The sequence below is a fragment of the Rhizobium sp. UGM030330-04 genome, from assembly GCF_003208455.1.
Classification (GTDB): domain Bacteria; phylum Pseudomonadota; class Alphaproteobacteria; order Rhizobiales; family Rhizobiaceae; genus Agrobacterium; species Agrobacterium rhizogenes_A.
Genome location: NZ_QKML01000054.1, coordinates 1 through 1123, shown reverse-complemented (window position 1 = coordinate 1123; position 1123 = coordinate 1). Strand labels below are relative to the sequence as shown.

Here is a 1123-nt window from a genome sequence, read left to right as displayed (position 1 = left end):
CTTGGGTGACGGATATCACCTACATCCGAACCTGCGAAGGTTTCGCTTATCTGGCCCACGCGACAAATGCTTCGCATTTGCGCTGATGTCATTGATCTCTATTCGCGTCGTGTGATCGGCTGGGCAATGCAGAGCCGCCAAACCACCGACGTCGTGTTGCAGGCTCTGCTCATGGCTGTGTGGCGGCGCAAGCCGAAGAACAAGGGCTGATCCACTCGGATCAGGGTTCGCAGTTCACCAGCATGGGCTGGACCTCGTTCCTCAAGCACCACAATCTGCTTCACTCGATGAGCCGACGCGGCAACTGCCATGACAACGCAGTGGCCGAGAGCTTCTTCAACGTTCTGAAGCAAGAGCGGATACGTCGCAGGGTCTACCGTTCACGCGATGAAGCTCGCCAGGACGTGTTCGACTACATCGAAATGTTCTACAACCCGAAACGCAAGCACGTCAGAAACGGGATGCTGTCGCCCGTCGAGTTCGAGAAGCAGCAGAAATTTAACCCGAGGGGTGTCTACCAAACTCGGGGCTATTCAGACCCGGCCAAATCGCCGAATATAAGATACTCGTACCCGGCTTCGGGCCTCGGCAGCTTTTCTTTGTGGAGCCATTCCCACGCGGAACCAGTTCGCCGGTACAATTGTGAATGGTATCACGTTACGAACAGAGTTTCATTTATAGCGACAATACGGTTGGTGTAGCCAAGCCCCTCCGCGCCCTCACTATAAACACCCGATCCTTCTATTTTCTCATGCCGAGGCTCTTCGCCGGCAGAAAGAGAATAGACATCTCCTTCATCGCTTTTGACATAAACAACCGGTTTGCCATCCGCCCCTAACCAGCCCGCAGTACTGTCTATAATACGGGGAACATCAAATCGTGTCCAAGGTTGTTCGAAATCTCCCTCAAATACAAGAATGAACGAATGCATGCCATCGTATTCACTTTCACTGAATGCAGCGCAGAACGTATTCTTGCCGAGCACACAAGCGGAGGTGAGTCGTACGCGCATGCATTACCTCGTCGAGCCGATTTTCCTGCGTGGAGTGACAGCGCCCAGGCTGCCGTCCCCATCGCTTGGCGGTGAATAATCATAAAGCATGGGTGAATCGAGTGAGGCCAG

General features: G+C 53.7%; 1 protein-coding gene and 1 pseudogene. One reads left to right on the top strand and one right to left on the bottom strand.

The features are described from left to right. Positions 1-491 (top strand): annotated as a pseudogene (locus N434_RS25445) (IS3 family transposase); the annotation flags it as partial. Between the two features lie 161 nt (positions 492-652). On the opposite strand, the gene N434_RS25440 reads toward N434_RS25445, so the two are convergent. Then, positions 653-1012 (bottom strand): hypothetical protein, encoded by a 360-nt coding sequence (locus N434_RS25440; protein WP_181424079.1) that lies wholly within the window; start codon positions 1010-1012, stop codon positions 653-655. Positions 1013-1123 lie beyond the last annotated feature (111 nt).

Coding starts and splice junctions, on each gene's coding strand:
- N434_RS25440 (WP_181424079.1), bottom strand. CDS start 1,012: ATGCGCGTACGACTCACCTCCGCTTGTGTGCTCGGCAAGAATACGTTC.